Raw genomic sequence first — 25,352 nt, 5'->3', positions numbered from 1 at the left:
ACAGTGAGGTACGTCGCACAGGAGGCGAAACAATGCTGTCTCGAACGCAGAAGTGGGATCGGCTCAAGGCGAACCCCAAAGCCTCGGTGCTCGTGATTGGCGCGGGAATCAACGGCATCGGCACGTTTCGCGATCTCGCCCATCAAGGCGTAGATGTCGTCCCTGGTTGACAAGGCGGACTATGGTTCCGGTGCCAGCGCCGCATCGAGCCACATGTTGCACGGCGGCATCCGCTACCTTGAGAACGGCGAGTTCCGGCTCGTGCGCGAAGCGCTGACCGAACGCAACTTGATGCTGCGCAATGCCCCGCACTACTCCAAGCCGCTACTGACCTCCATTCCGATCTTCAACCTGTTCAGTGGTTTGTTCAACGCGCCGCTCAAGTTTCTACGACTTCGCGAGAAGCCGTCCGAGCGTGGTGCAGTCGTGATTAAGATCGGCCTGATCTTCTACGACTGGTTCGCGCGCAGTTACCGTGTGATGCCAACTCACCGCATTCTCGGCCGTGACGAGGCGCTCAAGACGTACCCTGGCCTGCGTGAGGACGTCAAGTACGTGGCGCAGTACTACGACGCGTACATGCCGTACCCGGAGCGGATCTGTCTCGAACTGGTACAGGAAGCAGAGCGCGTGTCCGATCAGGCGATCGCGCTGAACTACGTGTCGGCGGTCGGCGCATCAAAGGACAGCGTGCAATTGCGCGATGAACTGACCGGGGAGACGCTGGACTTCACGCCGAAGGTCGTCGTCAATGCGGCGGGGCCGTGGATCGACTTCACGATGCGATCGATGGGCATTGAGTCGAAGTTCATCGGCGGAACGAAAGGCTCGCACTTGATCCTCGATCATCCCGAGCTGTACCGGGCGTGCAGCGGAGGCGAGTTCTTCTTCGAGAACAAAGACGGCCGCATTGTGCTGATCCTGCCGTTTGTCGACGGCCGCGTGATGGTCGGCACGACCGATATTCGGATCGACGACCCGGACAAGGCGGTGTGTACGCCCGAAGAGACACAGTACATGCTCGAACTGGTGAACCGTATCCTGCCGGGAATCACGGTCAGCGAAGAGCACATCGTGTTCAAGTTCAGCGGTGTGCGTCCTCTGCCTACCGCCGACAAGGGGTTCACCGGCAACGTAAGCCGCGATCATCACATTCAGGTTACCGAGCCGGACGGCGCAGTCTCGTTCCCGACGTTGTCTCTCGTTGGCGGCAAATGGACGTCGTACCGTGCGTTCAGCGAACAGACCGCAGACCGCGTTCTGAGCCGGCTCGGACGCGAGCGCAAGGCATCGACGACACACATCGCCTTCGGGGGCGGGCGCGATTACCCGACGGACGAGAAGGCGTGGATCACCGATCTGGAAGCCGAGACTCATATCGACCGCGAGCGTCTGCAGACGTTGTTCGAGCGTTACGGCACGACAGCGCGTGATATCGCCGGCTTTATGGCGGATGGCGAGGATGCGCCGCTGCGGTTCCATCCCGGCTACACAAAGCGCGAGATCGAATGGATTGCCGCGACCGAGCAGATCACGCATCTTGACGACCTCGTGCTTCGTCGTACCGTGATGGCCTGGCTCGGCGGATTCACGCGCGACCTACTGGTCGAGGTCGGCCACATCGTCGCTGGTGTTACCGGTTGGGACAAAGACAGGACCGCCGCCGAGATAGAGCGGGCAGCGGCGATCCTAAAGAAGAAGCACGATCTGACCGTGTAGGCAGAGGCTTTACTGCCGGGTGTACTCGATCCCGGGGCGCAGTTCGAGGTGATAGGCGTCCCACTGGTATTTCGCGTGCATTCCCGCGCTTTCGTAAAGCCGCACAGCGTTGGTGAGGCTGCTGGCGTCGACGTTGAGCGTCAGGCCCTTTTTGCCAAGCGCGTGCGCGGTCACAAAAGCATGCTGCAACAGCTGACGCGCCAACCCTTGGCGCCGGTAGCCCGGCATGATCGCCAACCAATGTGTGTTGGCGTAGTCGGGGTCGTCCTCGTCCGATGGATGAACGGTAAGCAGACCAACCGGTAGATCGCCGTCCATGAGGAAGAAGATCAAGTTGGGGTCGGTGTCCGGCCATGACAGCATGTCGTTTACGCGATGGAGCGGGTGTTCCATCGTCCACTTGACGAGCCAACCCCGATGGTCGGCGAAGCTGTGACCGTAGACATAGGCGAACATGCGCGGGTCGGGCCGGTCGGCATACGTGATCAGGCGGATGCCTTCGGGGAAGGTCGCCGGCTCAGGAGCAGCATCGAACGTGATCCGCATCGCGTAGAACGATCCGGCATAGTAGAAGCCATGCCGCTTGAGCGCGTGCTTGGTGAAATCGTGCGCGCCAAACGCCGTCGCTTGAAGGACCACGCGTGCCTCGTCAGGGACGTGAGGAACTGCCTTGCGTGCCCGATCGATCGACCATTCGATCAGGCGGGCGCCGATTCCCTGTCCGCGGTACTGCGGCGCGACGATTCCCCACATGAACGGGCGAACTGGCGGGTCACGGTACTCAAAAACGGCGGTGAACCCGACGATCTCTCCGCCTTGCGTGGTGACGACGATCGCGTCGCGCTCCAGCTCGAAGCGCGCCCGGCCCAACCAGTCATCGCGCACATCCTCCAACGAGAGTCCGGCATGCCCGATTGAGGACAGATCAAACTCGCAGATTAGCCGATGAACGTCGGGAAAGTCCGACATGGTCATTGGCCGCAGGTTGACGTCCTTTTGGACCGTCTGCACGGTTTCGCTCTCCATTGCTGTACCTCCATGTCGCCAAGCACCCACGTTATGCTCGAAATCAGGAGTTGTCAAGGGGTCAGGAAAGTTCAGTCATGAGAGGCTTGCTCAGCCCTATCCGCCGAACTCCGCCAAAGCTTGCCGGCGATTCGTGATGATGCGGTAGTTCAACATCAGCAGGGCGAGTAGACGATCACCATCGGCGTGTTTGCGAACATAGAAACTGATCCAGCCGGTGTCCTTCAGCAAGTGATGGACTTCGGCGCGACCCTCGGCAACCAGCTTGTCGCGCACCCGCTTGGGGAAGGGGATATCGGCCCACGAGTCGCCGTGGAGATGCCCGATCTCGCGCCCGTTGACCCGGAACTCGACCCCGCCGAATCGGTGCGGCTCGGCCGATACACCCGGAAGAACCGTCATCTCGTCCGCAATGCGCTGCGCGAGGCTCATGCGCAGCCCTTCTAACGCCCTACCGCGTTTAAGAGCGCCGCCGCAGCCTCGATCTCGTCCTGATTGATCGTGTGACCCATACCCGGGTAGATGCGCTTGTCGACCTCACCGCCCATCGTGCTCAGGATGCTGGCCGTCTCATCGACCCGTTCGATTGGAATGTGGCTGTCCACGTCGCTGCACCCGATGAACACGGGCGTCCCGGCCAGTGGCGTGCCGGGATGGTGGATCGGCAGCGGTTTGTTTGCGTCACCGATTAGCCCGCCGCTGAATGCCAGTATTGCCCCGTACCGCCGCGGATGCCGGGCGGCGTATTCGGTCGTCAAGCACGCGCCCTGTGAGAATCCGCCGATCGCGATGCGTTCGGGCGGTATGCCGTTGTCGCCGAGATGCTGCACAAGGCGGTCAACCGCCGCGAGCGCCGACGACAAGTATGGCTCGTTCTCCTCGACTGGGCGCATGAACCGCTGCGGATACCACACGTTACCAGTGGCTTGCGGCGCGAGGACAGCGAAGTCCGCGACCGCAAATTCAGGCGCGAGCGTCAGGATTTCGCGGGCCGTCGAACCGCGCCCGTGAATCAGGATCAGCGCACGGTTGGCGGACTCGATCGGTGCACCGGTGTGCAGGACTTCGATGCTGCCGTGCGGGTCGTTCACTGAAAGCATAGTGTCTCCTTGTCTAGCGGACTCGAAGCGCCGGAGTCGCCACAGCCGCGGGATCGACGTGCGGCGGGAGCAGCAGCGAAGTGCCGAGCGATTCGGCCGGCTCATCGACCATGAACCCCGGGCCCAGCGTCGCCAGCTCGACGATTTGCCCGTCGGGGTCCTTCGTGTAGATGCTCTTGAAATATGTGCGATCGCGTACGGGCGATACGGTCAATCCGGCGTCGACCAGCCTTGCCCGCCACGCCAGCAGCGAGTCCTCATCGGACACGGCGAGCGCGAAATGGTGCGTATGGCCAACGCCGAGCCGCGCGATGCGGGTCTTCTTCGGATCGCGCTCGAAGTACGTGATGAGCGTGCCCGGCTGACCGTCGGCGGCAGTGCTCCAATACCAGTGTTTGCTGTTTGGATCGTCGAAGTTAATCGTTTGCTTGACGAGGCGTAGGCCGAGCAGTTCGCCGAAGAACGCATGGGTCCGGTGAATGTCGGCGCCGATGGCGGTGATGTGGTGCATGCCGGATGACAGGGTCATATCGGGTTCGATGCCTTCGACCGGCTCAGGCCACGTCTCGGCGGCGATGGTCTCGTTGTCGCGGCCCTGCGCCGTGACATCAAGCGGCGGTCGCTGCTCGATCTGGCCCAGCGCGTCCAGCGGTTCGTCCACGCCAAAGCCCGGGCCCGCTGTCGCCAGCTCGATGATGACCCCATCGGGATCGTCGAAATAGATCGACTCGAAGTACGTCCGGTCGAATGGACCGCGCACCTCGATGCCGAGGTCGGTCAGGCGGCGTTTCCACTTGAGCAGCACCGACCGGTCTTGAACGCTCATCGCGTAGTGATGCGTCCCGCCGATGCCATGCGCGCCTTTCGGCGCTTCCGGCCACTCGAAATACGTGACAACCGTTCCCGGCCGGCCGGTGCTGTCTCCGAAATAGATGTGATAGCTTGACGGATCGTCAAAGTTGACGGTCTGCTTGACGACGTTCAGGCCGAGAATCTGCGTGTAGAAGTCGATCGTGCGCTGCATATCACGCGCGACGAGCGTAATGTGGTGAAGGCCGACCACGGTCATGTCAGCGATGTTCCCTGTGCTAAGCATCGTACCGGATACGGTAAACGACGCTGCGCAGCGTCAGCCGCTTACGTTAATGATTGATATGTCCCGCGCAGCTTGCTTGCCGCGTAGCTGTCCACGATCCACCGCACGTTACCGTTTCGAGGCGCGATTGCCTGCGCCGGGAATCGGTTGATGTCGCGCGGGCCTTCGAGGGTGTGAACGAGCGCGTCGGCCTTGCCACTTCCGGTGACGAGAAAGACGACTTGCCGAGCTTCCGACAATGCGGCAGGCGTCATCGTTACGCGCCATGAGTCGAGCGCGGCGGAATGCGCCGGTATCGCCCACATCTCGTTTTCACGGATCGCAATCGAGTCCGGGAACAATGAGGCGGTATGGCCGTCGCCGCCCATGCCAAGAAACACGAGGTCGAACACCGGGCTTTGGCGCGTCGCCGCGAAATCGCGCACCAGACGATCGTATTCTGCGGCGGCATCGACCGGGTTGATCTCGCCTCGAATGCGGTGAACGCGCGCGCCAAGGCCGGCAATTCTCTTCAGCAGTACACCGTTCGCCGCGCCAAAGTTGCTATCCGTATGATCGGGCGGCACGCAGCGCTCGTCGCCGAAGAACACGTCGATTGCCGACCAGTCGAGCGCATCAGCCTGTTCGGCGATCAACGCGTACGCCCCGAGCGGCGTCGTTCCGCCGGAAAGTACCCAAGCCAGCGGCCGGCCCTCGCGACGCGCGTCGCGGGCTGCATCGAGGAATGCGTCTGCCGCAGCAACCGAGACGTCGCGGCTTTCAGCCAAGATTTCGACACGCATACGGCCTCCTGTGGTCATCAAAAGATCAACGACAGTCCCAACACGACGAGCGCAATCTGCACCGCGCGCCGAAAACCCTGCGGGCTAACGAATCGGTCCAGCCACATGCCGATCAACAACCCGCACAACATCGCTACAGTCGCCACGATCGCCACCTCGAAGACCTGAGGCGTATAGCGTCCGTTGAGCAGGTGGGAGAAGATCACGATCGGGGTATTGACGATGAAGGCGCCTTGTATGCTGGCCTTGAACTCGCTGGGAGTCCAACCTTGCGTCGTCCCGTAGATGACGTAGGGCGGCCCGCCGGTATTGTATGCGCCGCTCAACAACCCCGCCGCGCCGCCGAAGAGATAGCCCCAGCGCGGGTCTGCGAGATGCGGCATGCTTGGGCGAAGCAGCGAATACGCGCCGTATCCGGCAACGACGACGCCGAGAATCGCCAGCATCAGGCCATCGGGCAGGCGAGGGCCGAATACCGATCCCACCGGAATCATGAGGACAGAGGCCGCCACCAAGCGCCACACGCGGCCCACTGAAAACGAATGTCGATAGCGTGTGATCATCGTGACTTCGGAGGCGAACACCGCGAACGCAAACATCGGCGCGGCGACGGCGATGCCGAGCATCTGTACGAGGATAGGCATTGAGAAGAGCGCCGAACCGAACCCGGTCAGCCCTTGAATCAGCCCCGCGAGGATCATGATCAGCGCGACGACCACCGTGTCCGGCACGGGGGATGCCTTTCGATTGGTGAGGTAAGACAGGCACGCGTCCGACGTCGGGCAGGCCGGCCGAGCCGATTCCGACGCTACTCGACTAGAGTATACAGCGTCGTCTCAGGAAAAAACGCCGACCACGCGAACCAAAAGTGCGGCGCGGCCAGCAGCTGGTTGAGCTGCGTGCCGGCCAGCTCGCCGCTGGTCGCGGTGCCGAAGAAGTCCCAAGTCGATCCGGTCTGCTCGTCCGTGATAGCGCCGTTTTCGCCGGCCGTAAACGTCAGTACGGTGTCGCCGACCTGCCGGTCGTAGAGGGCTGCCATACCGACATCGCGCGAGTCGTCGATGGCCGTCGCGTCGAGCGCGCTTGCGACCCCGGGCTGCCAGAACGCGGCCACCGGAATGCCCTCGACATCATCGTTGATTACGAAGACCTCGGCCAGCGTGTCCAAATCGTATGCCACCGCAGACTGGCCGAGCCGGAAGCCAAGCACGCGCGCCATTGGCGGCAGACGGTCGTCGAGGTCACCGCTGTACAGGAACGGTACCGTGCTCGAGTCATACCCCGTGTACGGGTTGCGCCCATAATCGCGGAAGACGCCCGTTTCGCGCGAGAGAACCGTGCCGTCCGGATAGCGAGCCGCAAACGCCCCGAAGCTGGTCATCGTGCTCGGGCGTTCGGCCAGCCGCGTTCCGGTAAACGCGCCGACAATGCCCTCTCCGGTCAACTGCTGCCAAAAGGACTGCGTTGCGTCGTCCCACATGATCATATCGCTGTTACGGAGCAGACCACTCACGCCGAACCGCAGCACCTCGCCGCTCACGGTGCGTTCGAACACAAGACCGGCGTTGCACAGCGGGCAGAACGTCACCGCGACCGGCACACCGCCTACCTCGTCGTTGACGATTTCGTGCCACGTTAGAATGGCAAGCGGATAGGCGCGGGCGTCGCCGTCTACCTCGAGCGCAATGACAGGGCTGCGGTCCTCCAGCCACGACGACGCTTGCTCGATCGTCTCGAACTGCGGGTTGTCGATCGGAGGAATGCCGTCCGGCGGCGGTCCGCCCGAAATGATCTCGGAGAGATCGACCGAGGTCAAGCAGAAATCGGTCAATTCCCAGTAGCTGATCGGAAAGCGTGCACGTCCGTCGACGAGCGGGTCGCAGTCGGACTGCGCTCTCACTCCCGCAGGACTCGACGAATTCAGGATTAGCAACAAGAGACCTACGACAAGCCGAACCATGAGGACCTCGACGGTGATGTATCGTCGCAACCAATTACGCATCCGAGGGTTCATTTGGATCGAAACGTACCATGACATCCGCGAGGGACTTCTTTGTGAGCGTCGGCACGACGGCGTCCTCGGCGGGGTAGCCAACGGGTATGAGCACGTAGGCACGCTCGTTCGAGGGGCGACGAAGGAGGTCAGCGAGAAAGCCCATCGGACTCGGCGTGTGGGTGAGCGTCGCCAGCCCGGCGAGGTGCAGCGCCGACAACAGCATCCCGACCGCGATTCCGACCGACTCTGCCACGTAGTAGTGCTTGATCTGGGACTCGGCTCCGGTGATCGGATCGACAGCGCGTCCGTAGCTCTGCGCGAAAACCACGATCAGCACAGGCGCGTCGGTCAGATGTGGCTTCTCCCACGTGGTGCCGATGTGCGCCAACGCCGCCTTCCACTCGTCACTCATCCGCCGGCCGTAGTTTTCGCGTTCTTCGGCCTCGGCCGCGTCTCGAATCTTCGCCTTCAGTGCGGGATCGGTAATGACGGCGAACGTCCACGGCTGTTGATTCGCACCGGACGGCGCGCTGTTGGCGGCCACGATTGCGTTGTCGATCAAGTCACGCGGCACCGGCCGCGTGGAGAAATCGCGCACAGTCCTGCGCTTGAGCATCGCCTGCACGTAATGCTTGCTGCGCTCACGGGCCTCGTCCTCGCTGAGGCGCTCGTAGTCGAGAGGCATGGGGCGGTACGGCGAGTCGTTCATCGGTCCCTCGATCGGGTCGCTCCCGGATGCAACCCATCTGCCGGCGACCGCGATATAATGGCTGCTTCTGGCCTATACTACACTGCGAAGCGAGAACAAAGCACGTGCCCGCCGTTATTGTGATTCTTGTGCTGGCGATGGGACTGGCCGCCGTATGGCTGCTGTACCGCCGGTCTATCCGCCGCCGCCACGCCCGCATTAACCCCGATGCACTGACACTCCCACAGAACCCTGACTGGCTGCTCGACTCTACCGGCGCATCTCACGACCGATTCCTACCTATTGCAACGGCAGTAAATCTGCGCGACATCGGCGGATACCCTGCGGCAAATGGCAAGCGCGTCCGGTGGGGGCGGATCTACCGCAGCGGCACACTCAGCGAGCTGTCCGAGGGCGATGTGCACTTGGTGGCACAGCTTGGTCTCAAAGTCATTTGCGACCTGCGGACGGAACGCGAGGCGGAACGGTCGCCCGACCTTCCTGAACGGTTCGGCGCGAGACCGGCCTTCATACCGCTGAAGGCAGATCACGGCGCGAGACGGCGACTGATCGTCCTGCTGTTCCGGTCTGCACAGATGCGACAACTCGTGTACGAGACTTACACCGACCTGATTCTTGAGTACAACGCCGGCGTCATCGGCGCGTTTTTGAGGTTGGCGGCGGACGCTGAGAACTATCCGCTGCTGTTTCACTGTTCGGCCGGCAAAGATCGTACTGGCGCCGCGGCGATGGTGTTGTTCGGCCTGCTTGGCGTGCCGGACGAAGTGATCGTCGCCGACTACAGCTTGAGCAACAAGTATCATCATCGGTTTCGCGAGTATGTGGGCGAGGCGGTGGTGCGCTTCAAGTGGATGGCGATCACCCCCGACGACATGACCCCGTTTGCCGTCGCCGATCCTGCCGTCTTGCGCGACGTGATCGCGGAATTGCGACGGCGCTATGGTTCGTTTGAGGACTATGCTTTGACGCGCTGCGGGATCGACGAGTCGGTCATCGCCGCGCTGCGCGCGAATCTACTGGAGGAATAGCAGGCAATGCGAGTTACACTCGTCCGTCACGGCCAATCGCTCAATAACGCCCACGGCGACCAACAGCGCCATCACGACCCCGAGCTGACCGAACTCGGGCATGAGCAGGCGCGTCTGCTCGCAGAGTGGTTCAAGAACGCGCAGGACATCGAGGAGATCGTGCGTATGGGTACGCATGACTCCGGTAGGCTCGCACCGCGTCGAACACACATTACGAGAATCTACGTTAGTCCGATGCACCGTGCTCTGCAGACTGCCAAGCATCTGCATGATGCGCTGGATGTCACGACGTCGGTCTGGACGGATATTCACGAGAGCGGCGGCCTGTATTTGCACACGCCGGAAGGAGTCCAGAGCTTCCCGGGGATGACGCGTGAGCAGATGCAGCAGGATTTCCCCGGCTACGACTTGTCAGATACCGTTACCCAAAATGGCTGGTACGACCCGAGCCGGGGCGAGGAGGACCTGTACGGGTGCTATGCCCGCGCGATGCGGGTTGCGTCCTCGTTGCGGTCGCAGGCACGCGACAAGTCAAACAGTGACGAGCATATCCTGCTGGTGTCGCACGGAAACTTCATCAACGCGCTCATTCACGCGCTGCTCGACAACCTGCCGTCCGAGCACGCTTACCACTGGATGTACAACACGGGTCTGACCCGCATCGACTTCGTCGGCGAGGGGATGATGCTGGTCCGCTACGTCAACCGCATCATGCATCTCCAGGCGCATCAAGTGACGTAAGAGCCTCGTAGAAGTACAGCATAGCGTGAATGCCGCGTTTGAAACTGCGCAGCATGATGTGTTCGTTCTGGCTGTGCGCACCGCCCAGCTTGTGGCCGAACGGCATCAACACGATGGTGGTATCGAGGTGACGCTGGAAGGCCGTTACGACGGGCACGCTGCCGCCGTCGCGATTCCACAAAGGCTCGGCCGACCACGCTCTCTGATACGCTGTCCGGACCGCTTGCATCGGCGCCGAGTGGCGATCGACGACAAACCCGGGCGATCCCTCTTCCAATTCGACGACCTCAACCGTTACGCTGGCCGGCACGAGACTCATAACGTGTGCCTTCACCGCTGCGAATATGGTGTTCGGATCTTGATTGGGAACCAATCGGCATGAGAAGCGTGCAAAGGCAGTTGACGGCAGCACCGTCTTAAAGCCGCTGCCAGTGTAGCCGCCGGAGATTCCGTTGATCTCCAACGTCGGGCGGGCCGAGATGCGCTCGTGAATTGCGAAACCCTCTTCGCCCCACGGCTGAGGCGCGGACGCATTCTGGTGCCACTCGTCGACGATTGCCTCGGCGATACCGCTCAACGCCACGCGCTCGTCGGGCGATAGCGGCGCGACGGCATCATAGAATCCCGGTACCGTCACTTTCCCGTCAGGCGTATGAAGCTGTGCCACGATCTCGGCAAGTGCCTGCGCCGGATTGTGTACGGTCCCACCGTAGTGGCCGCTGTGCAGGTCACGCCGGGGGCCTTTGACGCGAATCTCGCCGGTGACCAAGCCGCGCAATCCGTACACCAGCACCGGCTGATCCGGGTCGGGCATGCTGCCGTCAGTGATCACCGTGACGTCGGCCTTGAGCAGGTCCGGGTTTTCCGCCACGAACGCGAAGATGTGCTCCGAGCCTGACTCCTCTTCGCCTTCGAACAGTACTTTGACGTTCACTGGCGGCGATCCCGCGCCGATCATGCAGGCGATGGCCGAGAGCTGGGCGATCACGTGAATCTTGCTGTCGACCGCACCGCGTGCATACAGCTTGCCGTCGATGATTTCCGGCTCGAAGGGTTCGGTGTCCCAACCATCTTCGCGGGCGGCGGGTTGAACGTCGTAGTGGGTGTAGATCAGTACGGTCGGGGCATCCGGCCCTGCGCCGAGATGGTCGCCGTAGACGAGCGGCAGGTACTCGCCGCGGGTAAACGTGCGAACGTTCTGCATGCCGATGTCATGCATCCAGTCTGACAACCATGCGGCGGCGCGCTCGACATCCGGCCAGTGTGCCGGATCGGTGCTGATGCTGGGGATCGACGCGAGCGCCTTCAGTCGGCCGATAAACTCCTGCAAGCGGCGGTCTGCGGCGATGTGGGCTTCGGCAAACATGGATGCTCCTGAGGGTAGGGAGTGCGGAGACACTTCTCGAAGTGTAGCACCACGGGGCCGGCTGCAGCATAAACGAGTGCCAATGGCGGTCGGGGGCCGCGTTCCGCCGGCCTTGACACTGGCCCCGCGCAGGACTAAAATTCAGGGCAGTAATGTATGCGTTCCGAGGAAGTGGGCAACCCCCACTTTTTTCATAGGTAAGGTCCGCACAGACGTTCTGTGCCGCAGGTGTCACGGGGGTACAACAACTCACATGAGAGAGGATGAGGTCCGGTTCGACCGGGCATTCCAGGAAATCGCCGAGTCGCGCATGCTTCAAGCCGACATCGTGCGTGAGGCGCTCTGCGAAGCCTTGGTGTCTGCCTATCGCAAGGACACCAACGCCAGCAAGGCCCAGCGCATCGAGGCGGAGATCGACCCCAAGCGTGGCCGGCCGACCATCTACGTCGAGAAGGAAGTCGTGGACGACGTATTCTCGCCGCATACCGAGGTCACGCTCGAGGAAGCACGCTTCTTCGATCCCGAGGCGCAGATCGGCGATGTCGTCATGGTACGGGTCGAAAAGACCACCAAGAATTTCGGGCGCATCGCCGCGCAGGCGGCCAAGCAGGTCATCCTGCAGCGCATCCGCCAGGCAGAGCGCGAGAACCTGTTCCAGGAGTACGACCAAAAGGTCGGCGAAATCGTGACGGCGACAGTGCAGAGCGTGACGCCGGCAGCGATCACGTTGAGCCTGAACAGCCGTGCCGAAGCGGTCATGCCGCGCGCGCAGCAGATCCCTGGCGAGAAGTTCCGGCCGGGCGACAAGATCCGCGTTCTGGTCAACGAAGTCAAGAAGTCGTCGCGCAGCCCGCAGATCGTCGTGAGCCGCGCGCATCGCAACATGCTCAAGCGCCTGCTCGAATACGAAGTGCCGGAAATATACAACGGACAGGTCGAGATCAAGAATATCGCCCGCGAAGCCGGTGGCCGGTCGAAGGTCGCGGTCGTCGCGTTGATGGATAACATCGACCCGGTCGGCGCGTGCGTCGGCATCAAGGGCAACCGCATTCAGAATATCGTGAAGGAACTCCACGGCGAGAAGATCGACGTCATCGAGTGGTCGCCCGATCACGAAGAGTTCATCAAGAAGGCGCTCAACCCGGCGCAAGCCCGCGCCGTGTTCCTCGACGACGACCCGGACAGCGGCCGCACGGCGGTTGTGCTGGTTCCGGACGATCATCTCTCGCAGGCGATTGGCCGCGAGGGCCAGAACGCCCGCCTCGCCGCCAAGCTGACGCATTGGCGCATCGACATTAAGGCGGTTAGTGAAGCGGTCGCGCAGGCGTTGGAGCAGGTCGACGCCGAAAACCCCGATCTCGAGCCGGTCATCCAGCGGCTTGGGGCGACGGTGGCCGAAGTGCGCCGAATCATGGAGAAGAAGACGGCCGGCTTGACGGTTCAGCCGGAAGAATACTCGACGCTTGCGCGCTTCGCCGAGGCGGTCGAGACCCATCTGCTCGGCCTGCGCATTCAGTCGCGGCAGGCTCGCCTTGCCGAGATCAACGCACTGCGTGCCACGCTGCCGCAGCCTGCGTTCCAGATCCCGGTCGAGAAGCTGGAACTGCCGGAACCGTTGCTAGACGCGCTGGCCCCGCTCGAAAACGTGGGCGAGATTCTCCTTCGTTTCCTCATCGACGAGAAGCGGATCAACCGCCTGCTGTCCGGCCAGCCTGAAGGCTCGGTCGAGATGCTGCAGGTGGCGCTGGACAAGGTGATGGATCCGGAGGCGCTGGAACAATTGGCCGCCGCCGAGGCGGAGGCGGCTGCAGCGACGGCAGAACCGGCCGAAGCCGAAGTCTCGCCGGAAGCGGTGGAGTTGGCACCGGAAGTTCCTGCCGTGGCGCCGGCTCAATCGCCCGTGGTAGCCTTCCCGGACGAGCTTCCCGCAGACGATCGCCGCCGCGCGCGCAAGGACACGCGTCTTTCGCCTGAGCCGGTCGTCGAAGTCGAGGACGAAGAAGATGTCTTGTCGCCGAAGGGCAAGAAGGGCAAGAAAGGCAAGAAGAAGCATCGTCAGATCTACTTCGACGAGGACCGTGGCGAGATGGTCGTTCGTCGCCAGCATCGCGGTGGCACCGGCGCGGTCTGGGATGACGATTTCGAATAGGGCCGCGTAAGTTAAGGCCGGCGTGGGGACACGGGGATATGAGCGCACCGATCCGCAGACAAACTCCCATACGCATGTGTGCGATCTGCCGCACTAAAGACGCGAAGCGGACAATGACGCGGATTGTCAGGCTGCCGGACGGCTCGATCGCTGTCGACACGACCGGCAAGCGCAACGGTCGCGGCGCGTACTTGTGCGACAACCCGGTCTGCTGGCAGCGCGCGGCCGAGTCTAACGTTCTAGGAACAGCATTGCGCATGGTTCTCACCGACGATGCACGTGCTGTCATTCGCAGTCATTCACCCGCCCAATGAGCGCGCGGATTGGCCGGCGCGGGCGGGCCGTAAATCAGGATCGAATGCGGGCATAGGTAACAGGGTTTTCCTGCTGCCATGTCCGCTCGTGGAGGAAGATATGGTACAGGAAAAGCAGGCAATACTCGTTCCGGACTACATCACTGTCCGGGCGCTGGCCGAACTCATCAAGGCCAGCCCGATCGACGTCATGAAGCGGCTGATCGCCAACGGTGTGATGGCGACGATCAACCAGCAGATCGACTTCGACACAGCAGCCATCGTCATCGAAGAACTCGGTTTCGAGGCATCATCCGAGAGCGCGGTTCAGGCGGAAGCAGCCGAACGCACGCGCGTCGAGAACAGCACGCAGGTGGTCAGCAAGCTTATCCAGAATGAGCGTGCTGAAGACCTGATTACCCGGCCCCCTGTCGTGACGATCCTCGGTCACGTTGATCACGGCAAAACGACTCTTCTCGATGCCGTCCGCAAAGCCCGTGTGGCCGAAGGCGAGGCAGGCGGGATCACGCAGCACATCGGCGCCTATCAGGTAAAGCGCGGCGAGCGCGTCATCACCTTCCTCGACACGCCCGGCCATGAAGCATTCACGCAGATGCGTGCGCGTGGCGCTCAGGGCGCAGACATCGCCATTCTGGTCGTGGCGGCTGACGACGGCGTGATGCCGACCACCCGCGAGGCGCTCAACCACGCCCGGGCGGCGAATGTCCCAATCGTTGTTGCGATCACGAAGGTCGACAAGCGCAACGCCAACGTAGAGCGTGTGAAGCAGATGCTCGATGACGTTGGCCTGCAGCCCGACGACTGGGGCGGCTCGACGCTGATGATCCCGGTCGCATCGCTCAAGGGCGAGGGCATCGAGGACCTACTGGAAGCGATTCTGCTCACTGCTGACGAGTCGCGTATCGTCGCCAATCCGAAAGCTGAGGCGTCGGGCGTCGTGATCGAAAGCCGCGTGGACAAGAGCCGTGGAACGCTGGCGACCTTGTTGGTTTTGAACGGCACACTGCATCGCGGCGACGTCATTACGGCAGGCGATGCCTACGGGCGCATCAAGGCAATGTTTGGTGAGGACGGCGCGCAGGTCGACGAGGCCGGTCCGTCTACCCCGGTACAGGTACTCGGCCTGAATCAGCCGCCGCTTCCGGGCACGACGTTCGACCACGCCAAGAACGAGAAGGTGGCGCGTGACCTCATCGGTGACCGGCACGACGCATCCTCCCTCGCTGCACAGGGGGGTGCTCGCGCGACTTTGACGCTAGAGCAAGTGTTTGCGCAGGTCGCCGCTGGCGACGCCAAAGATCTCAACCTGATTATCAAGGTCGACGTGCAGGGCTCGCTTCAGCCGATCGAGGACTCGTTGAATCAGATCGGCAAGGCGAGTTCTGATGGCGTGCGCCTGCGTATCCTTGCCGCAGATGTCGGCAACATCACCGAGAACGACGTAATGCTTGCCAGTGCGTCCAGCGGCATTGTGATCGGCTTCAACGTGGACGTCGATACGGCGGCACGCCGGACGGCTGAAGCGCACCATGTCGAGATCCGCCACTATGAAGTGATCTACAAGCTGTTCGAGGACATCGAACTGGCGCTCAAGGGCATGCTGGATCCGGTCTATGCGCCGAAGACTATCGGTGTCGCGGAAGTCCGGCAGGTGTTCCGGATCAGCAAGGTCGGCGCGATTGCCGGCAGCTTCATCCGCGAAGGCGAGGCGCGGCGCAGTGCCAAGGCCCGCGTCAAGCGCGGCGGCAAGGTGATCCACGAAGAGGCGTCGGTCAGCTCGCTAAAGCGCTTCAACGAGGACGTGCGCGAAGTGCGGTCCGGCTTCGAGTGCGGTATCGGCCTGAGCAACTTCCATGACTTCGAAGATGGCGACATGATCGAGTTCTTCATCATGGAGCGAGTGAGCTAGTCATGTCCATCAAGCAGGATCGAGTCGCAGGGCGGATTCGCGAGATCCTCAGCCTACTGCTTCTGCGCGAAGTGGCCGATCCACGCCTGCACGATGTCACCGTGACGGATGTCAAGATCGACAGCGAGCTGTCGGATGCGAAGATCTACGTCAATGCGCTGGGCGACGAGTCGCGGCGCGCCGAGGTCCTCAGCGGGCTGAAGCGCGCCAACAGCTATCTCAGGCGAGAGGTCGCTCAGCGCCTACAAGTGCGCAGCGCGCCGGTACTCCACTTCCTTTGGGACGAAGGGCTGGAACGCAGCGAACGGGTCCAGCGAATCTTCCGCGACCTCGTCATTCCGCCGCCTGATCCGGAAGACCTGACCGCGCCCGACGAGGACGACATCGCAGCGGTCGACTACGACGAGGAGGAGCCGCTTGACTAGCGTGCTTGAGGCACTTCAAGGCTCACAGTCGATCGTTATCGTTACACATGTTCAACCGGATGGCGATGCCATTGGCACGTCGCTCGGCTTGGCGCACGCGCTGCGTTCCATCGGCAAACAGGTCGACGTCGCGGTTGATCATGGCGTTCCCGACTACCTCCGCTTCTTGCCCGGTTGGGAGCAAGTTCAGGCGAACTTGTCGGCAGGGGAATGGGACGTGCTGATCGCGGCGGACAGCAGCGATATCGAGCGTACCGGAGACTGTGGGCGATACGCGCGGGCGCACAGCAAGCTCGAGATCAACCTCGATCACCATGCGACCAACACGAAGTTCGGCGACGTACAGATCGTCGTGCCGGAGGCGGTTTCAGCCAGCGAAGTCGCCTATGACGTGTTGACTGCATCCGGCGTGCCCATCGGGCCGGATAGCGCAAAGGCACTGCTGACCGGGCTCGTAACCGACACGATTGGATTCCGGACGAGCAACGTCAGTCCGCGGACGCTGCAGATTGCTCAGGACTTGATGAAGCGCGGCGCCTCATTGACCGAGATCACGGCGCTGACGCTGGACACACGCAGCTTCGACAGCCTTCTGGTGTGGCGCGAGGCGCTGGCTCAATTGACGTTGGACGACGGCGTGATCTACACCATAATTCCGTTCGACGTGTTCCGGCGTCTCCGTGTCGACCCGGCGCTCGACCTCAGCCTGTCGAGTTTTTTGGTGAAGGTTGACGAGGCGATGATTTCGGCGACGTTCAAAGAGCTGCACGACGGGCGTGTCGAACTGAGCCTGCGGTCCAAACTGGGCTTTGACGTTTCACGGGTGGCGTACCAATTGGGCGGCGGCGGGCATGTTCAGGCGTCCGGTGCCACGATCGACGGCCCGCTCGATGCCGCGGTGGGTCGCGTGCTGGCACTGCTGAAGGACGCCGTCCATGGCGGCAAGTTGATCGTCCGGTAGAACCGTGTTCGGGTTCCTCAATCTCGCCAAACCGCCCGGTATGACCAGTCACGATGTCGTTGCGACAATTCGCCGTGCGCTGCGGCAGCAGGGTAGGGGGAACGTAAAGGTTGGGCACGCCGGCACGCTCGATCCGATGGCGACGGGCGTCCTCGTCGTGTGCTTGGGCGCGGCGACGCGCTTAAGCGAGTACGTGATGGCGCACACCAAGCGCTATCGCGCGGCCGTTGTTCTTGGAATCGAAACAGACACGTACGACTCGGACGGCAGTGTCGTCGCGCACGCGCCAGCGGATCATCTCATGCAGGCGGATGTCGAACGTGCGGCAAGCCGGCTGACCGGCGATATCGACCAGATTCCACCCATGCACAGCGCGATCAAGGTCGGCGGGCGCAAGCTGTACGACATCGCGCGTGCCGGGCAGTCTATCGAGCGAACTCCGCGGCGCGTGAGAATCGACCGTATCGACGTGCTTGGCTTCGCTGCCGACAGCGCCGCTAGTACTGCAACCGTGCTGATTGACGTGACATGCAGCGCCGGGACCTACATTCGGAGTATTGCGCATGATTTGGGCGAGATGCTCGGTACGGGCGCGCACCTGTCGGCTCTAGAGCGTACCGCGAGCGGCCGCTTCAAGGTGGAGGACGCCATACCCCTTGCGACGCTCACGGCCGAATTGGACTGGAATCCTTATCTGATCGCGCCATTGAAAGCGCTTGATGACATGCCACGCATTGAGCTCACGTCAGAAGACGTCTCGCACATAACGCACGGCCGGCCTATACCCGCTGAGGCGCCAGACGACACCACAGCCGCGGCGGTCTACGCTGGCGAACTTGCCGCGATCCTCGCTGCGCGGGGTGGCGCGTGGCATCCGCACAAAGTATTCTTGCACGCTGAAGCCGGGTAATCCCCTGAAACGGTAACGCACATGACGCATGTGGACTCGCTGCAAGCGATCCGTCTTTCACAGCCTGCGCAGGTCACGATCGGCGTATTCGATGGCGTACACGTCGGCCATCAACACCTGATCCGCGAGCTTGTCGCCCGCGCCCGCGCCAGCGGCAACGTGACCGTCGTGCTAACGTTCTTCCCGCATCCTGCCGCTATCCTCCGTGGAATCACTGGCCGCTACTACCTGACTTCGCCGGACATGCGCGCCGAGGAGCTCAAGAAGCTCGGCGTCGACGTCGTTATCACACAGCGCTTCGACGACGAATTCCGGCGCATACGTGCGGCCGACTATGTCGACCTGCTCTGCCGCCAGATTCCGATGCGCGAGATGTGGGTCGGTGAACGCTTTGCGCTGGGTTACGAGCGTGAAGGAACGGTGAGCTTTCTGCGTGAGCTGGGCGAGCAGTACGGATATACGGTGCATGAGCTCGAACTTGTCACGAGCGAGGATCAGGAAGCGATCAGCAGCACGCGCATTCGCGAACTGCTCGAGTCGGGCGACGTCAAGGCGGCGGGCGAGCTGTTGGGGCGGCCGTTTGCTGTCCGCGGCGAGGTCGTCCAAGGCGATCAGCGTGGCCGGACAATTGGATTCCCGACCGCGAATCTCTCGATCTGGGACGAGCAGCTCCTGCCTCCCTTTGGCGTATACGCCGGATATGCATCGTTCGATGGGTCTACCCATCCGTGCGTGACGAACCTCGGCGTACGACCCACGTTCGAGGGGAGCCAACTGCGTGTCGAAGCGCATTTGCTCGACTTCGACGGCGACCTGTACGGGAAAACCTCACCGTCTCCTTCGTCCAGCGCCTGCGCGGTGAGATCAAGTTTCCCTCAATCGACGCGCTCGTCGCGCAGATCAGGGCCGACGTTAACGTCGGGCGAAGCGTTTTAGGACTCCCCTTCTAATCAAAGTTTGTGCAACTCACCCAAGCAAGAGCCTTGTTAGCATTGGGCCGTACGCTTGCGCGTGGCTATAATTCCGGTACGCCGATTACATGTCGGCTATCGTAATTTTGCGTTTCTTCCCGTGTGAAGGGATGGCGAAACGCGACGAAAGGATCACTCCAAAATGCTTCGCAGCAAGTTTTTGACCATAGTTGTACTGGTGTTGGTCGCGCTGGCGGTCAGCCTCGGCGCAGTCGCTCAGGACGACGCCCTTGTAATCTGGGCGGATGGCGAGCGTGCGCCGCTGTTGGCCGAACTGGCCACTCAGTTTACCGAGGAGTTCGGCGTTCCCGTCGAAATCCAGCAGTTTGGCCTTGGTGAAGCGCGCGATCAGCTTCTGGTCGCCGGCCCGGCAGGCGAAGGCCCGGACATCCTGATCACCGCGCACGACTCGATCGGGCAGTTTGTCGCCAACGGCGCAATCGTCCCGCTCAATCTTGGTGACCGGACGTCCGAGTTCACTGAACTGAGCATCAACCTGTTCACGTACAACAACCAGTTCTGGGGCATCCCTTACGCGACCGAAAACATTGCGCTGATCCGCAATGTCGATCTGGTCCCGGAAGCCCCCGCGACTTGGGATGAAGTTCGCGCGGTTGCCGAGCAGTTCGCGGCCGACGGCACGGCCGACTACGCATTCCTTGTCCAGACCGGTAACACCTACCACAACTTCCCGATTACGTCGGCGTGGGGTGGTTACATCTTCGGTCAGAATGAAGACGGCACGTTCAACGTTGCCGATGTCGGTCTGAACAGTGAAGGTGGCGTAAGCGCTGCCCAGTGGCTATCCGGCATGTATGCCGACGGCCTAATGGTCCCGAATGTCAACGACGATGTCGTGTTCGAGTTCTTTGGCGCCGGTGAGCTTGGCATGTTCGTGACTGGCCCGTGGTTCAGCCAGCGCATCATCGACAGCGGCGTCAACTACTCGATCGACCCGCTTCCCGGCGCGGAAGGCGGCAAAGACGTCGGTACGCCGTTCGCTGGTGGTCAGGGCTTCGTGATCAGCGCATTCAGCGAGAAGCAGCTCGAGGCCGAAACCTTCCTGCTTGACTTCGTCGCGACGACCGAGTTCATGCAGGCGATCTTCGATCAGGGTGGCCGTCCGCCTGCGTTCTTGGCTGTTGACACCAGCGCCGACCCGAACATCGCGTCGTTCATCGCCGCAGGCGAGGGTGCAATCCCGATGCCGGCCATTCCCGAAATGGCCGCGGTCTGGGGCGCTTCGGATGCCGCACTGACGTCGATCAGCACCGGTGGTGACGCGGTTGAGGCGGTCGATGGCGCGGTTGCGCAGATCGCCAATGCGATCGGACTGATGAGCAGCACCGAGCGAATTGTTACGCTGCCCGGCGCATTCAATGCCGCGTTGGGCTGTGCGGGCGACTGGGATCCGGCCTGCCGCAACTCTGAACTGATGCTGCAGGACGACGGGACGTATACTGGCACGTTCGACATCCCGGCCGGTACCTACGAGTACAAGGTTGCCATCAACCTGAGCTGGGCCGAGAATTACGGTGCCGATGGCGTCAAAGACGGCCCGAACCTCGTCCTCGAATTGGCTGCCGACAGCACAGTGACCTTCGTCTATGACGACACGACCTACGTCGTCACGGCGACGGTCGAGTAAAGACAGACGACCATGGCGGTCGCAAACGCGAAAGTTGGGGTCCCTTCGGGGACCCCATCTTCACTCCCTGAGAATTCCACCCTGTCGACGGTGCTGAAGTACCTCGGCCTCGCGCTCTTCAATGCCTTCACGCTGCTGCTCGTATACGCCTTTTTTCGTGACGAAAATCTGGGTTTGGCGCTTGTCTTTGTGGTGATTGGCGTCGGCCTGAACGTGATCTTCTTCGTGCCTGCGCTCTATCCCTTGCGGTGGATGTCGCCCGGCCTCGCGCTGATCACACTGCTCGTCATTTACCCGATCATTTATACGGTGCTCACGTCATTCACGAACTTTGGTGACGGGCACAGATTGCCCAAGAGTCAGGCCATTACGCAGATCGAGCGCATCGGTGGCAACATCGTGCCGGAGGATGCGGCGAGGTACTCCGTCGTCCCGTACCTGAATGCGGAAGACAACATCGCTCTGTGGCTGACGAATGCGGATGAGACTCTGTTCGTTCCGGCCGGAGGTGCGATCCAAGTAGTTGCCGATCCTCCGGCCGAACCGCCGGCGGAATACGACGGCTACTCGCTGGTACCGCGGAATCAATTGCTTCAAGTCCTTCGGCGTGCCCAGAATGAGTCCTTCGGCGATGAAGACGACGTCATCACCGTGAGCGGACGCGAGGCGATTCGAGCAACGCTCGTCCAGCGCTTCGTGTATGATGAAGTGCAGGATGCCATTGTCGATCAGACCGACGGAACGCTGTATCGCGCTGATGAGGAGAACGGCTTCTTCGTCGGACCGAACGGTCGGCCCCTGCAAAACCAGCCGGGCTATCGCGTCAACGTCGGGCTCTTCAACTTCGAGCGCATGATTGCCGATCCCGGCTTGCGCGGCCCGCTGATCGACATCTTCGTGTGGACTGTGGTCTTTGCGTTCTTGTCGGTCTTGCTCTCGTTTGTGGTCGGCCTTGCGATGGCGCTTGTCATGAATGACCCGCGAATGCCGGCGCGTACGCTTATCCGGTCGCTGCTGATTATCCCATACGCGATTCCGGGTGTGATCAGCATCGTCGTATGGCGAGGCATGCTAAACCTGAACCTCGGTGTCGTCACGAATGTGTGGAACGACCTGTTTGGCGTGCGTCCGGGATTCCTCATCGATCCGTGGCTGGCGAAGTTCTCGATTTTGCTGGTGAACACGTGGCTCGGCTATCCCTACATGATGCTGATCTGCAGCGGCGCACTTCAGGCCATCCCTTCGGAAGTGTACGAAGCTGCTGCCGTCGACGGCGCCAAGCCGTGGCAGCGTTTCTGGGGCATCACGCTCCCGCTGCTGCTCGTCAGCGTCGGTCCACTACTCATCGCATCGTTCACGTTCAACTTTAACAACTACTTGTTGATCGAGGCGCTTACCGGAACAGACGCTCCGAACATACCAAACTCGCCTGTACCAGCAAGGTATACGGATATTCTGATCTCGTATACCTATAACATCGCATTCGGAAATCGCGGCAGCGATTACGGGTATGCGTCTGCTATCACCATCGTCATCTTCGTCGTTGTCGCCGCTGTGACACTCATGCAGTACCGCTACACGAAGACGTGGGAACAGGTGGGCGAAAATGTCTAGCAGCGCAAAGGCACCCAAATACGTCCACGAAGAGGGCAGGATGGTGCAATCCGGGCGCGAACGCGCAGTGGGCCTCACGCTGCGCCTGATCGTCGTCGGCATTGCAATCGTGTTTGCTCTGTTCCCCGTATTGTTCATCGTATTGTCGGCTTTCAACCCGACCGGTCAGTTGTCGTCGGGGTTATCGATCCCGCGCGTGAATGAGTTCAGCGACTTGTTCAACAACTTTGAAGCCCTGCTGGTGACTGAACTGGACATCTGGCCGTTCTGGCGCTGGATTGCTAATTCGTTCATTGTCGCAACGACAAGCACTATCTTGACCGTGCTGATCAGCGCGTTGTCCGCGTATGCGTTCTCGCGCTTCCGCTTCCGCGGCCGTCGTCAGATGCTGCTCGGCATCCTGCTCGTGCAGGTGTTTCCGAACCTGCTGGCCCTCGTCGCGCTCTTTTTGATGATGGATCAAATCAGCGCGCTCTCGCGGATCATCCCCGAAATTTTCACATTCCTGCAAGGCTCGTTCCTCGGTTTTCTCGCGGATTCCGGGACATGGCAGTGGTTGAACACGTTCGGGTTGAACTCGCTTGGCGGCTTGATTCTGATTTATCTCGGTGGCGCGATGGGCGTCAACACGTGGCTGATGAAGGGGTTCTTCGACAGCATCCCGCGTGATATCGACGAGTCGGCCCATGTGGACGGCGCGACCGACTGGCAGATTTTCTGGCAGTTGATCTTCCCGCTGGTGCGGCCCGTCTTGGCGGTCGTCGGCGTGTTGGCATTCGTCGGCACGTTCAACGAGTTCGTGCTTGCGCGCCTAATTCTTCGTGACACGCAGAATTGGACGCTAATGGTGGGCTTGTTCCAGTTCATCAACGCGGACTTTAACCGCGACTGGGGCAAATTTGCGGCAGGCGCGCTCGTGTCGGGCATCCCGGTCGTAATCGTGTACCTGTCGCTCCAGCGGCAGATCGTCGGTGGCTTGACCGCAGGCGCGGTCAAAGGCTAGTCCTTCCTACTCAAAACGAAACGCCGGGGCATTGTGCTCAGGCGTTTTCGATTCAGGGAGTGGCCACATCACTCTAAGGCGATCCGGTATTGGTCTCGAGGAAGTATGGCGAGATTAGCTCGTCGGCCAACTGCGAACCGGCGTAATTACACGATTCCGTCGGCGGGATGAAGCCGTCGCGGATCTGGCCCAACGGTGTTAACGGGTTCAAGAAGTTAAACATCAGCCGCGAGGTCTCGGCGACACGCGGCAGCGACTCGCTAAACACGAGCCACTCCGGCTGATACATCATCATCACCAACACGTAGTCTCCGCCCGGCGTGAATACGACTGCCGCGTTACCGTGCGTCTCCGCCGTCCAGCCGTGCTTATGCGCGACGGTGATCCCGTCGGGTACGCCCGCCTTGGCGAACGCGTCGACGGTGTTGTTCGACATGACGTGCAGCATCTTGCGACATTCCTGCGGCGTGAATGCAGTCGACCGTTCGATCAGTGGCCCGGTCTCGTCGTAGGCGCACTCGTAGATGCTCGATAGCACGTAGCCCATTTCATCGACGGTCATCTGATTGGTCGAGTCAGGACGGGCCTTGACCTGATCGGCGTCGGTATCCGGGTAACGGATCGGGCTGGTGGGCTGAGGCAGATCGACGCCCGCGATTACGTACGGCGCGGTGATAAACGTTCGGCGCAGGCCGAGTGTGCTGAGGAGCTGCGACGTCCGCTCGGCACCCAGATACAGATCACCGCCACCGATGCGAGCCAACAGGTTGTTGGTCGACGTGTTTTCGCTGCAGATCATCGTGTTAGCGATATCAACCGCAGTCGCGTAGTCCGGCGGGCCGTCGATCACGCTGAACAGCGCCGCAAGGATGGCGACCTTGTTGATGCTCGTTCCGCTGAAAGCGTACTGGTTGCCAAACGTGATCTCCTCGCCAGTACCCAGATTCTGCAGATACATGGCGGCGAACTTGCTGGTCGCCGGATCGAAGCCTGCGCGCAGCACACCATCCCACATCAGATTGCCGAGGGCTTGCAGTTCGGGGCTGACCGGCACTGGGGTGCCATCACGCGGGATACTGCTCTGCTGTTGCACCGCGGGCGTCGGCGTGAGCGTGGGCAGATTGCTGAAGTCGGTCTGGGCAATCGGCTGTGTCGTGCGCGGATCGCCAGTGATCTCGATGATGTCGGAGCTAACCCACGCGACGTCGTTCGGCGCTCCCCCGAAACGGACAAGCACCCACGGAAGCGTGGTGTGATAGCCGATAATTTCGAGCCTGTCGCCGGCAAAAGCGCCACCGACACGCGGGTAGTCCGCGCCCGGTCCGTAGCGCAAATTGATCTCGCCTTGGACGTCGCCAAACACGGCGGGCGCTGGCGGCTGCGGCGTAGCCGATGCAGGAACGGCGGTGGCCTCGGCGGGCTGCTGCGTTGCGGATGGCTGCACAGCGGCGACAGTTAGCTGCGGCGTGGACGTTGGCGCTTGCCCGACGACGAGGTCTTCGGTGACCGGGACGACGACGATACTTCCGCTCACCGTGACGAGGTCCTGAAACACCCAGCCTATGGGCATGAACGATGCAGGATCACCCAGCAGCAGCCACGGGAAGCGCGCGCTTCGGCCGACAACCGGATAGCGCGTGCCGGTAGCGATCTCTCCGACGACGTCGAAGTCTGTACCGACGCCAGCGCGAAGGTTGGCGGTTCCGATTGCCTCAGCGACAACGCCCGTGTTTTGGGCGGCTGCGCTGCCTACCAGTATGAGGATCACGGCCGTCGCTGCGGCCAGTGCGATGACGATTTTCCGCATGAATTCCCAACGTGCTCAGCCAGCACCGGCCGGCCATTATATCACGCGAGGCCGGGACACCCGCCGTCCCTTACTCGA

The 25,352-nt window shown here is 61.6% G+C and carries 21 protein-coding genes and 2 pseudogenes; 13 read left to right on the top strand and 10 right to left on the bottom strand.

Annotated elements, in window-relative coordinates; genetic code table 11:
* Positions 1–32: 32 nt before the first annotated feature.
* Positions 33–1,719: pseudogene (locus IPM16_07795) on the top strand (glycerol-3-phosphate dehydrogenase/oxidase).
* Positions 1,720–1,728: 9 nt separating this feature from the next.
* Here the strand turns inward: IPM16_07795 and IPM16_07790 are convergent.
* The 8 genes from IPM16_07790 to IPM16_07755 all read right to left on the bottom strand — a co-directional run bounded on the left by IPM16_07790 (position 1,729) and on the right by IPM16_07755 (position 8,428).
* Complete coding sequence (locus tag IPM16_07790) at positions 1,729–2,745, bottom strand: GNAT family N-acetyltransferase (GenBank protein MBK9123012.1); 1,017 nt, start codon at positions 2,743–2,745, stop codon at positions 1,729–1,731.
* A 96-nt stretch (positions 2,746–2,841) separates the two neighbouring features.
* A complete protein-coding gene (locus IPM16_07785) occupies positions 2,842–3,177 on the bottom strand; it encodes a DUF5519 family protein (protein MBK9123011.1) in 336 nt (111 codons plus the stop codon).
* An 11-nt stretch (positions 3,178–3,188) separates the two neighbouring features.
* Entirely contained in the window at positions 3,189–3,845 is a 657-nt protein-coding gene (locus IPM16_07780; GenBank protein ID MBK9123010.1) for a dienelactone hydrolase family protein, read from the bottom strand.
* Between the two features lie 13 nt (positions 3,846–3,858).
* A complete protein-coding gene (locus IPM16_07775) occupies positions 3,859–4,914 on the bottom strand; it encodes a VOC family protein (GenBank protein ID MBK9123009.1) in 1,056 nt (351 codons plus the stop codon).
* Between the two features lie 68 nt (positions 4,915–4,982).
* Positions 4,983–5,723, bottom strand: coding sequence for a 6-phosphogluconolactonase (pgl, locus tag IPM16_07770; protein MBK9123008.1), 741 nt, complete (start codon positions 5,721–5,723; stop codon positions 4,983–4,985).
* A 17-nt stretch (positions 5,724–5,740) separates the two neighbouring features.
* Positions 5,741–6,454, bottom strand: coding sequence for a sulfite exporter TauE/SafE family protein (locus IPM16_07765; GenBank protein ID MBK9123007.1), 714 nt, complete (start codon positions 6,452–6,454; stop codon positions 5,741–5,743).
* 77 nt (positions 6,455–6,531) lie between these two features.
* Positions 6,532–7,623: a DUF3179 domain-containing protein gene (locus IPM16_07760; GenBank protein ID MBK9123006.1), complete on the bottom strand. Its 1,092-nt coding sequence runs from the start codon at positions 7,621–7,623 to the stop codon at positions 6,532–6,534.
* 94 nt (positions 7,624–7,717) lie between these two features.
* Complete coding sequence (locus IPM16_07755; protein MBK9123005.1) at positions 7,718–8,428, bottom strand: nitroreductase family protein; 711 nt, start codon at positions 8,426–8,428, stop codon at positions 7,718–7,720.
* Between the two features lie 104 nt (positions 8,429–8,532).
* Here IPM16_07755 and IPM16_07750 point away from each other — a divergent pair, with 104 nt between their 5' ends.
* Complete coding sequence (locus tag IPM16_07750; GenBank protein MBK9123004.1) at positions 8,533–9,456, top strand: tyrosine-protein phosphatase; 924 nt, start codon at positions 8,533–8,535, stop codon at positions 9,454–9,456.
* A gap of 6 nt (positions 9,457–9,462) precedes the next feature.
* A complete protein-coding gene (locus IPM16_07745; protein MBK9123003.1) occupies positions 9,463–10,197 on the top strand; it encodes a histidine phosphatase family protein in 735 nt (244 codons plus the stop codon).
* On the opposite strand, the gene IPM16_07740 is transcribed toward IPM16_07745, so the two are convergent.
* Complete coding sequence (locus IPM16_07740) at positions 10,166–11,563, bottom strand: M20/M25/M40 family metallo-hydrolase (protein MBK9123002.1); 1,398 nt, start codon at positions 11,561–11,563, stop codon at positions 10,166–10,168. The genes IPM16_07745 and IPM16_07740 overlap by 32 nt on opposite strands.
* Positions 11,564–11,816: 253 nt before the next feature.
* Here IPM16_07740 and nusA point away from each other — a divergent pair.
* The 10 genes and pseudogenes from nusA to IPM16_07690 all read left to right on the top strand — a co-directional run bounded on the left by nusA (position 11,817) and on the right by IPM16_07690 (position 23,467).
* A pseudogene (gene nusA / locus IPM16_07735) lies at positions 11,817–12,914 on the top strand (transcription termination/antitermination protein NusA).
* Between the two features lie 872 nt (positions 12,915–13,786).
* Positions 13,787–14,026 carry a YlxR family protein gene (locus tag IPM16_07730; protein ID MBK9123001.1) on the top strand — a complete coding sequence of 80 codons (240 nt, stop codon included), beginning with the start codon at positions 13,787–13,789 and terminating at the stop codon, positions 14,024–14,026.
* Between the two features lie 100 nt (positions 14,027–14,126).
* On the top strand, positions 14,127–15,935 hold the full coding sequence (gene infB / locus IPM16_07725) for a translation initiation factor IF-2 (GenBank protein ID MBK9123000.1): 1,809 nt from the start codon (positions 14,127–14,129) through the stop codon (positions 15,933–15,935).
* A 2-nt stretch (positions 15,936–15,937) separates the two neighbouring features.
* Complete coding sequence (gene rbfA, locus IPM16_07720) at positions 15,938–16,360, top strand: 30S ribosome-binding factor RbfA (GenBank protein MBK9122999.1); 423 nt, start codon at positions 15,938–15,940, stop codon at positions 16,358–16,360.
* A complete protein-coding gene (locus IPM16_07715) occupies positions 16,353–17,321 on the top strand; it encodes a bifunctional oligoribonuclease/PAP phosphatase NrnA (GenBank protein MBK9122998.1) in 969 nt (322 codons plus the stop codon). The genes rbfA and IPM16_07715 overlap by 8 nt, the downstream gene beginning before the upstream one ends.
* 40 nt (positions 17,322–17,361) lie before the next feature.
* Positions 17,362–18,231: a tRNA pseudouridine(55) synthase TruB gene (gene truB, locus IPM16_07710; protein MBK9122997.1), complete on the top strand. Its 870-nt coding sequence runs from the start codon at positions 17,362–17,364 to the stop codon at positions 18,229–18,231.
* A gap of 21 nt (positions 18,232–18,252) precedes the next feature.
* The gene (ribF, locus tag IPM16_07705) at positions 18,253–19,167 is read left to right on the top strand and encodes a riboflavin biosynthesis protein RibF (GenBank protein MBK9122996.1); all 915 of its coding nucleotides are present in this window, start codon (positions 18,253–18,255) and stop codon (positions 19,165–19,167) included.
* A 177-nt stretch (positions 19,168–19,344) separates the two neighbouring features.
* Complete coding sequence (locus IPM16_07700; protein MBK9122995.1) at positions 19,345–20,850, top strand: extracellular solute-binding protein; 1,506 nt, start codon at positions 19,345–19,347, stop codon at positions 20,848–20,850.
* Positions 20,851–20,862: 12 nt separating this feature from the next.
* Positions 20,863–22,464 carry an ABC transporter permease subunit gene (locus tag IPM16_07695; protein ID MBK9122994.1) on the top strand — a complete coding sequence of 534 codons (1,602 nt, stop codon included), beginning with the start codon at positions 20,863–20,865 and terminating at the stop codon, positions 22,462–22,464.
* Between the two features lie 40 nt (positions 22,465–22,504).
* The gene (locus IPM16_07690; GenBank protein ID MBK9122993.1) at positions 22,505–23,467 is read left to right on the top strand and encodes an ABC transporter permease subunit; all 963 of its coding nucleotides are present in this window, start codon (positions 22,505–22,507) and stop codon (positions 23,465–23,467) included.
* Between the two features lie 73 nt (positions 23,468–23,540).
* Here IPM16_07690 and IPM16_07685 read toward each other — a convergent pair whose 3' ends face one another.
* The gene (locus IPM16_07685; GenBank protein MBK9122992.1) at positions 23,541–25,274 is read right to left on the bottom strand and encodes a serine hydrolase; all 1,734 of its coding nucleotides are present in this window, start codon (positions 25,272–25,274) and stop codon (positions 23,541–23,543) included.
* Between the last annotated feature and the right edge of the window lie 78 nt (positions 25,275–25,352).

The organism is Candidatus Flexicrinis affinis, from assembly GCA_016716525.1.
GTDB classification, from domain to species: Bacteria; Chloroflexota; Anaerolineae; order Aggregatilineales; family Phototrophicaceae; genus Flexicrinis; species Flexicrinis affinis.
This window is presented reverse-complemented; position numbering and strand designations above follow the sequence as displayed.